Origin of the sequence: Pontibacter rugosus (genome assembly GCF_042678745.1) — a bacterium.
GTDB classification, from domain to species: Bacteria; Bacteroidota; Bacteroidia; order Cytophagales; family Hymenobacteraceae; genus Pontibacter; species Pontibacter rugosus.
The window spans coordinates 20486-27709 of the sequence record NZ_JBHTLD010000031.1; the positions used below are offsets into that span (position 1 = coordinate 20486).

5 protein-coding genes are annotated in these 7224 nt (G+C 45.4%); 3 read left to right on the top strand and 2 right to left on the bottom strand.

Features of this window, described 5'->3' with window-relative positions; genetic code table 11:
• Nucleotides 1-3 precede the first annotated feature (3 nt).
• Both ACFQ2O_RS05585 and porW read right to left on the bottom strand, forming a co-directional pair.
• The gene (locus ACFQ2O_RS05585) at nt 4-2319 is read right to left on the bottom strand and encodes a penicillin-binding protein 1A (RefSeq protein WP_377523694.1); all 2316 of its coding nucleotides are present in this window, start codon (nt 2317-2319) and stop codon (nt 4-6) included.
• A 4-nt stretch (nt 2320-2323) separates the two neighbouring features.
• Complete coding sequence (porW, locus tag ACFQ2O_RS05590) at nt 2324-5179, bottom strand: type IX secretion system periplasmic lipoprotein PorW/SprE (protein ID WP_377523697.1); 2856 nt, start codon at nt 5177-5179, stop codon at nt 2324-2326.
• A gap of 313 nt (nt 5180-5492) precedes the next feature.
• Here porW and ACFQ2O_RS05595 point away from each other — a divergent pair, with 313 nt between their 5' ends.
• The 3 genes from ACFQ2O_RS05595 to atpB are packed head-to-tail and all read left to right on the top strand — an operon-like array spanning nt 5493 to nt 7204.
• The gene (locus ACFQ2O_RS05595) at nt 5493-5735 is read left to right on the top strand and encodes an AtpZ/AtpI family protein (RefSeq protein ID WP_377523701.1); all 243 of its coding nucleotides are present in this window, start codon (nt 5493-5495) and stop codon (nt 5733-5735) included.
• Nucleotides 5736-5739: 4 nt separating this feature from the next.
• The gene (locus ACFQ2O_RS05600; protein ID WP_377523704.1) at nt 5740-6123 is read left to right on the top strand and encodes a hypothetical protein; all 384 of its coding nucleotides are present in this window, start codon (nt 5740-5742) and stop codon (nt 6121-6123) included.
• A gap of 43 nt (nt 6124-6166) precedes the next feature.
• Nucleotides 6167-7204 carry a F0F1 ATP synthase subunit A gene (gene atpB / locus ACFQ2O_RS05605; protein WP_377523707.1) on the top strand — a complete coding sequence of 346 codons (1038 nt, stop codon included), beginning with the start codon at nt 6167-6169 and terminating at the stop codon, nt 7202-7204.
• Nucleotides 7205-7224 lie beyond the last annotated feature (20 nt).

The window sequence follows — 7224 nt, forward strand, 5'->3', positions numbered from 1 at the left end:
GAATTAGATTTCAGCGTCCAGGTCTATCTCTGTTGGTAAGTTCAGGAACTCATCTTGTTGCGTAGAGTCAATATTTACCCCATGATTATACTTGGCACAATCTAATTCTACCGATAAAGGCGTAGAAGGTTTAGGGAAAGGATCTTTCGAGACATCCAAAGACTTATCCTGATATACCTTCTGCATGAAAGCTCCGTAAATTGGCATCGCAAGTTTACCACCCTGTCCCAGGGCTAAGGTTCGGAAGTGAATCGATCTGTCATCGCCGCCAACCCAGGTGCCACATACCAAATCTGGCGTAACTCCCATGAACCAGGCATCTGAATAGTTTTGCGTAGTACCAGTCTTAGCACCCATTTCATTTTTGAGGCCATTGCGGAAGCGAAGGCCATAGTAAGCGGTACCACCAGGCTCAGCTGCTGCTTTCAGCATGTGTACCATCATATATGCTGTTTCTTCGCTTAGAGCTTCCACTGTTTTAGGAACAAACTCCGCTATAACATTGCCATGCTTGTCTTCGATACGCGTGATATAGTTTGGCTGCACCCATGTACCGCCGTTCACAAAGGTGCCATATGCACCAACCATATCATAGAGCGTAACGTCACTAGAACCAAGTGCCAAAGACGGGGTAGGATCTAAAGGCGTAGTGATACCCATGCGTTTTGCTGTTTGCGAAAGTGTCTCCGCGCCCAGCTTATTCACTAAGAAGGCAGATATTGAGTTAACAGACTCAGCCAAGGCTTTCCTTAACGTATACTTCTCGCCGCTATACTTGTTATTAGCATTATCAGGGCACCATTGCGTACCATCCGGAAGAGGAACACAGGTTTTAGTGTCTAACACTTCGTAGCATGGGTAGTAGCCATTTTCAATAGCCGCAGTATACAGGAAAGGCTTGAAAGTGGATCCAGGCTGTCGCGCGCCCTGCTTTACGTGATCATACTTGAAGTGCTGGTAATTAATACCACCCACCCAAGCTTTGATATGGCCAGTCTGCGGCTCCATAGCCATAAATCCGGTCTGCAAAAACTTCTTGTAGTACTTAAGGGAATCCATTGGGCTCATCTCCACATCCTTGTTACCATTCCACGTAAAAATGGTCATTGGTATCTTCTTATTGAGGTAGAAATTGATAGAATCCTGGTTATCCCCAAATTGCTCTTTCAGGCGGCGGTAACGCTCTGTGCGTTTGATCGCATTTTCTGCGTAATCCTTAATCTCTTTATTATTGCGATCTACCCAAGGGTTCCGTCCCTCCCAATGCTCAAAGAAAGCCTTTTGGCGGTCTTTCATATGTTCTGTAACAGCCTGTTCAGCGTGTTGCTGCATGCGTGAGTCAATGGTAGTATAAATCTTTAAGCCATCAGCATATAGGTCATACCCGTTTTCACGGCACCACTGGCGTAAGAATTTGCTAGCCTCAGTACGGAAGTATGGAGCCAAACCGATGTTCTGGTTCTCTACTCGGTAATCCAAAGCAATGTCATTTGTTTTAATTCTGTTAAACTCCTCTTCCGGCATAAAGCCATACTTCACCATTTGAGACAGCACCACATTTCTGCGATGCTTCGCGTTGCCAGGGTTAAACCGTGGACTATAGTAAGTCGGGTTTTTGAAAAGGCCAACAAGCACAGCTGATTCCTGTACTTCCAGGTCCTGCACATTTTTATTGAAGAACGTTTTAGCAGCTGATTTGATACCGAATGCATTACTGCCGTACTCGAAAATGTTCAGGTACATAACCAGAATCTCTTTCTTGGTATAAGACTGCTCCAGCTTTACAGCCATAATCCACTCTTTCGTTTTGTGGATCAGCGTGCGTAAGCCGGGTACATCGTTCAGCACACCGTTATTAAGGTCTTCGCCACGTGTTCTGAAAAGGTTCTTCGCCACCTGCTGCGTGAGCGTACTGCCACCGCCTTTAGACTGGCCGGTAAGTATGGCAGTTGCTACACGGGCCATGGCCTCCGGGTCAACGCCTGAATGGGCTTCAAAACGAATATCCTCTGTTGCCACTAAAGCATCAATAAGGTTTTGAGGCAGTTCTTCGTAAGATGCTGGCGTGCGGTTTTCCCTAAAATACTTTCCAAGCAAAACATTATCAGCGGAGAAAAGCTCTGAAGACAGTTCGCTTTTAGGGTTTTCTAAAGAACGCGTGCTCGGAAGCTCTCCGAACAGGTTCAGAAAGTTAATGCTGACAGCGTATATGTATATGATAACACCTAATAGGCCGCCAATAAAAAGCAACCAAAGGGCCGAGACAACCTTAGGGTAAGCAGGTTTTCTCTTAGGCAGTGTCTTTTGACTAGTAGACATGTAATTAATAATTGTTTTTAAAGAAGGTCAGGTAAGCTTCCAAGTCTTTCTTCTGTATGAACCTGTTGTAATTGGCAGAAGAGATGACAAAGGTAGTGAAATCTACGCCTCTGATTCTACCAACTGGTGCCTGTGGTGCTTTTTGTTTTATATTAAAAGATGTCGCCAAAGCCGGGTCTTGGAAAGCACGCATAACCAGCATACTTTGCCCATTCTGGTAACCTACAGAGTCTATAGCAAGGTTTTGTTTTTTATAGTAAGTACTGTTATACTTTTCATACTTCTGGATGATGTCTTTGAAGGCTGCAGCATCAGAAGGATAAATCAAAACAAAGTAAAAAGCAGAATCTGCAGTAGCGGTATAGGCCAATGGGTCTATAGCAGGTGCGTCCGGAGCGGCAGCAGGGGCTACAGGCACATCAGGTAAAGTAACCTGCGCCTGTAGTGTAGCTTGCTGTGGTTCCTGCACACCAACAGGTTCCGCTACAACAGGCTGCTCCTGTTGTGATGCCGGCACCCTTTCCTTCAACGCAGGAGCAGGCGTGGCTATGGATGCAGTAGCCTGTGCAATTTCTATGCTAACTTTTTCTTCAGGGGAGCGCTTGTCTATAGTTACTCGTGGTGTTGGGGCAGCAGGGGCATCTGTTCTTAGCTGGTTTTTGCTTTGCAGATCCTCGTAAGTGGCCAGCAACTGATTGGCTTTTGCCATTAAAGGGCTTCCCTTGTATTGGTTTTTGAAGCGGTTGAGCTTTTCGTACAGCACCTCCGGCTTTTCAGTACGGGCAGCTACCATGGCATCTAAATAAGCTATCTTATCCTGAATGTCGTTTAGGGGATATTGCCTGCTGATTTGATTGAGGAGCTGGCTCGTTTGGCTGAACTCTTGCGCATCAAAATGAGCGTAAGCAGAATCGTACAGCGCATGCACCAGCAGATTATCAGAAGCATTCTTTTTCATGAAATCTTCGTCTTCTATCAGCCTTGCATAAACTGTATTCGGAAACTGCCCTTTAATCTTGCTGAAGTATACTTGCTGCTGGGCTTCATTTCCGGTGCGGCCATACAGCAGGTACAGGCTGTAATAAGTTTCTGCGGCATGCTCTGTTAAGGGATACCGCTGCAGCAGCTGCTCATAGGTCTCTATCGCTTCGGCAGGTGCTTTCAGGTTTTGAGCATATATGCCTCCTAAACGAAATAAAGCCTCCTCTACCTGCCTTTCTGATCGCATTAATGCGGCAGTGGTTAAAGGTATATCCTGTAAATAGGTATTTACCTGTGCCTGCATCCGTTCCTGTGGCGTCAGTTCCGGTTCAGTAGCTGTGGCATCCGTGGGTGTAGCGGGGGTAGCGGCAATGTTTACCTCGCTCTGGTTTTCGCCCCGCGTGCGGATACGCCAGAAGTCCTGGTTAGGCCGATCGCCCCAGCGGCGGCTAAACTCAGCACGTGCGGTAGCCATAGCACTTGGGTTATCGAAATACCAAACGCCTCCTGTGCTGTTATTCGCAAGGAAGTCATTGCTGGCAACGTTTCTGTTCTGACGCGGATTCTGTCGTTCCTGTCGTTGCGCAAGCTGCTGCTTTTCCTGCTCCGCCACTCTTTTTTCCTCTTCTAACTGCACCAGTTGCTGCAGGTACTCCAGTCGTTCTGTCTCCGGCATTTTAGCCAAGCGTTGCAGGCTGTCCTGGGTTTGGATGGTGGTATACTGATTTGCAAAGTCAGCCAGAATATCGCGTCTTTCTGCCACGGCTTCGTACATTGCCGCGCTTTGTGGATAAACCTGCACGGCACTGTCATAATAGGCTGCTGCCAGGTTATACTTTTGCAGGTTGTCAAAATAAATCTCGCCGGCAGCTACATAACTATATGCGTTTTGGTTTGGCAGGGAGCCTGGGGTGCGTAAAGATAGGTTTAGGTAGTGGAGGGCTTTATCATACTGCTGCTGACGAAGCTCAAACTGCGCCATCTCATAGTATATCTTGTCGCGGTACTCCTTGTTCTTATCATCTCTTAAGAGCTTTCGGTAATATCCTTCAATTCTCTCTTTGTCGCCTTTATCAGCCAGCTCTGTTACCTGGCCCAGGTTAAGGCGGCTAAAAAAGCCTAAATCATAGGGCGGGTTATTGCGAAGTACTCTGCTATACTGCTTATTTGCTTCTTTATCTTGATTGGTAAGCTGGTAAAGCTGACCCAACGCATAACGCGCCTTCGACTGCGCATCTTTCTCCTCAAAATTGGGAATAGACAGCGCAAGGTTTTCAATCAGTTGAGTTGTGTCTCCTTGCAGACGATAATAATGCGCACGAGCTAAGTATAACTCTTTAGCATTAGCACGGTTCAGGCGTTCTTTGCGCAGATATTCTGACACCTGCTTAGCATTCTCCAGCTCGCCGAGTTGCATAAAAGAGCGCATAAGCCACACAAGTGCCTCATGCTTATCGTCCGCATCTTTGCTGTTGGCGTTCACATACTTGAAAGTGCGTACTGCCTCTGCAAAGTTTAACTCATAATAATTGGCTTTGCCAATCAGGTTGTAGCTGTTGTCAATCCACTTGCTGTTTTGGTGGTACTGTATCGGAAAAGAAGCTTTCTTTTTTATGTCCTCCAGGTCAGCGGCGGCGGCTTTTGCCGTAGTGGAGTCAAGTATGGGGTAGATGGGGAGTATCTGGCTGTAGTCGTATACCATCTGCTCTTCCTGCTTCTCCTCTAGCAGGCGCATCTTTTCCTTGGCCAGGAAATAGCCGTTATAGCGGGCAGTAGTGTTATGGTAGGCTTTGCTCAGCGGGTTGTTGCGCTCAGCAGAACAGGCTGCCAGTGCTAGTCCTGTAAAAATAAAAAGTATATGAAGGAGCTTCTTGTTCAAGGCAATAAGTTGTGCAGGGTGTTTTAGCACTCTATATAATTAATAGTTTAAAGTATAAACGTAGCGGCCTAAGTACAAAGTATGAAGATAGCGGTGGCAGGTATACATAAAGAAGTTGTACACTGGCCAACCAATGGCACCTTTTACAAAAATACGATAATCCACGGATAGTTTAGCAAGCGTCTGTTTTACAGCCTGCTATTGAACTATACAAAATTATAATTGGTTTCAGGCACGATATACTTTTGACGGTCTTGCATACTACTGCTGTTGGCATAATAAAAAGAAGTACCTTTGTAAACTTCTGAAGCACATGGATACATCTTCTGAAATAGAAAAGAAACCGGAGCAGCAAAGGCAGGATAATATCAAGCCTTATGTAAAGTACTCCGGTATGGCCTTTCAAATGATTGGCGCATTAGTAGTGGCGGCTTTCGCTGGCAAGGCGCTGGATGCATATGTGGGTAATCAGAAGCCATGGTTTACGGTAGGGCTACTGTTGATAGCAGTGGTTGCAACAATGGTATTGACTATTATATCAATCAATAAAAAGTAAAAGCGTGAAGTTTATCAGAAACTTGTCAATCCTGACGGCTGTGCTTTGTGTGATAATCGGTGCGCTGCTTCAGTTTACCGGATACGCCTTATTACATCCTTATATCTGGTACATCCTGTTATTCTTTGTGCTCATCACAGGTTTTACTTATTATCTGATACAACTGGGGTTTACGAACGACCCGGATAATTTTCAAGCCTATTACTTTGCCTCCATGGGGTTCAGGATGGTGCTTAGTATTGGCGTGATAGCACTCTATGCCTGGTTCTTTAAAGAAGGCCGGTTAAGTTTCGTTTTCAACTTCTTTGCGTTATATTTCCTGTTTACCGGGTTTGAAATTTACAGTTTGTTGGCTAACTTGCGGCCGAATTTGAGAGGGCAGGATTAACGGTAGGTCCTGCTTGTAAAATATTGCTTCTAAACCACTATTAATGAAGAGGTTATTCGTTCTGTTGTTTTCCTTTCTCACGCTAACAGCTTATGCTGATGCACCTGTGGAAGGCGGTAAGTTTCAGCCAGGTGAGATGATCACCCATCACATTGCCGATGATTATACTTGGCACTTTGCTGATGGTGTTGTGCTTTACCTGCCAGTTATCCTGGTAGATAACGGTGGGTTTAATGTTTTCTCCTCTCATAATTTCTATGACGAGAATCATGAAACGGTGCCTTATAACGGGTATGCTATAGAGCATGGGCATATTGTGCGTGTAAATGAAGCAGGTGAGCCCCTTGAAAATCACGCAGACCTTTATGATTTCTCTATAACTAAGAACGTAGCATCTATGTTTGTTAGTGTGGCATTGCTGTTTATTGTTTTCTTTATCATCGCGGCGCGTTACAAGAAGAATCCAGGCAGGGCTCCAAGTGGCATTCAGTCTTTCTTTGAGCCGATTATCATCTTTGTTCGTGATGAAATTGCTAAGGCAAACATTGGTCCGAAGTATGAGCGCTACATGCCATACCTGCTCACCGTGTTCTTTTTTATCTGGTTTAACAATTTGCTTGGTTTGATGCCAGGTGGTGCAAACCTTACAGGTAACATTGCTGTGACGTTGGTTCTTGCCTTGATCACGTTGTTAATTACGGTGTTCAGTGGTAATAAATCTTACTGGAAGCACATTTTTGCAACGCCAGGTGTGCCTGCGTGGCTGGCTCCGATTATGATTCCTGTGGAATTGATCGGTATCCTGACAAAGCCTTTCTCTTTGATGATACGACTTTTTGCAAACATCACCGCAGGTCACATTATCATCCTGTCCTTGTTTAGCTTGATCTTTATCTTCGAGAGCGTTGCTGTTGGACCACTGAGTGTAGCATTTGCCATATTTATGAACTTCCTGGAGTTGTTTGTGGCGCTTTTGCAGGCTTATATCTTCACGCTGCTTTCTGCCATGTACTTTGGTGGCGCAGTAGAAGAGCATGATCACGTAGACGATATGGGCCACGGAGACGGAGCACATCATTAATCTGAATTTTATTTTTTAAC

Excerpts from the sequence above, each read along its gene's own strand:
- ACFQ2O_RS05585 (WP_377523694.1), bottom strand. The coding sequence starts at position 2,319 with ATGTCTACTAGTCAAAAGACACTGCCTAAGAGAAAACCTGCTTACCCT.
- ACFQ2O_RS05595 (WP_377523701.1), top strand. The coding sequence starts at position 5,493 with ATGGATACATCTTCTGAAATAGAAAAGAAACCGGAGCAGCAAAGGCAG.
- atpB (WP_377523707.1), top strand. The coding sequence starts at position 6,167 with ATGAAGAGGTTATTCGTTCTGTTGTTTTCCTTTCTCACGCTAACAGCT.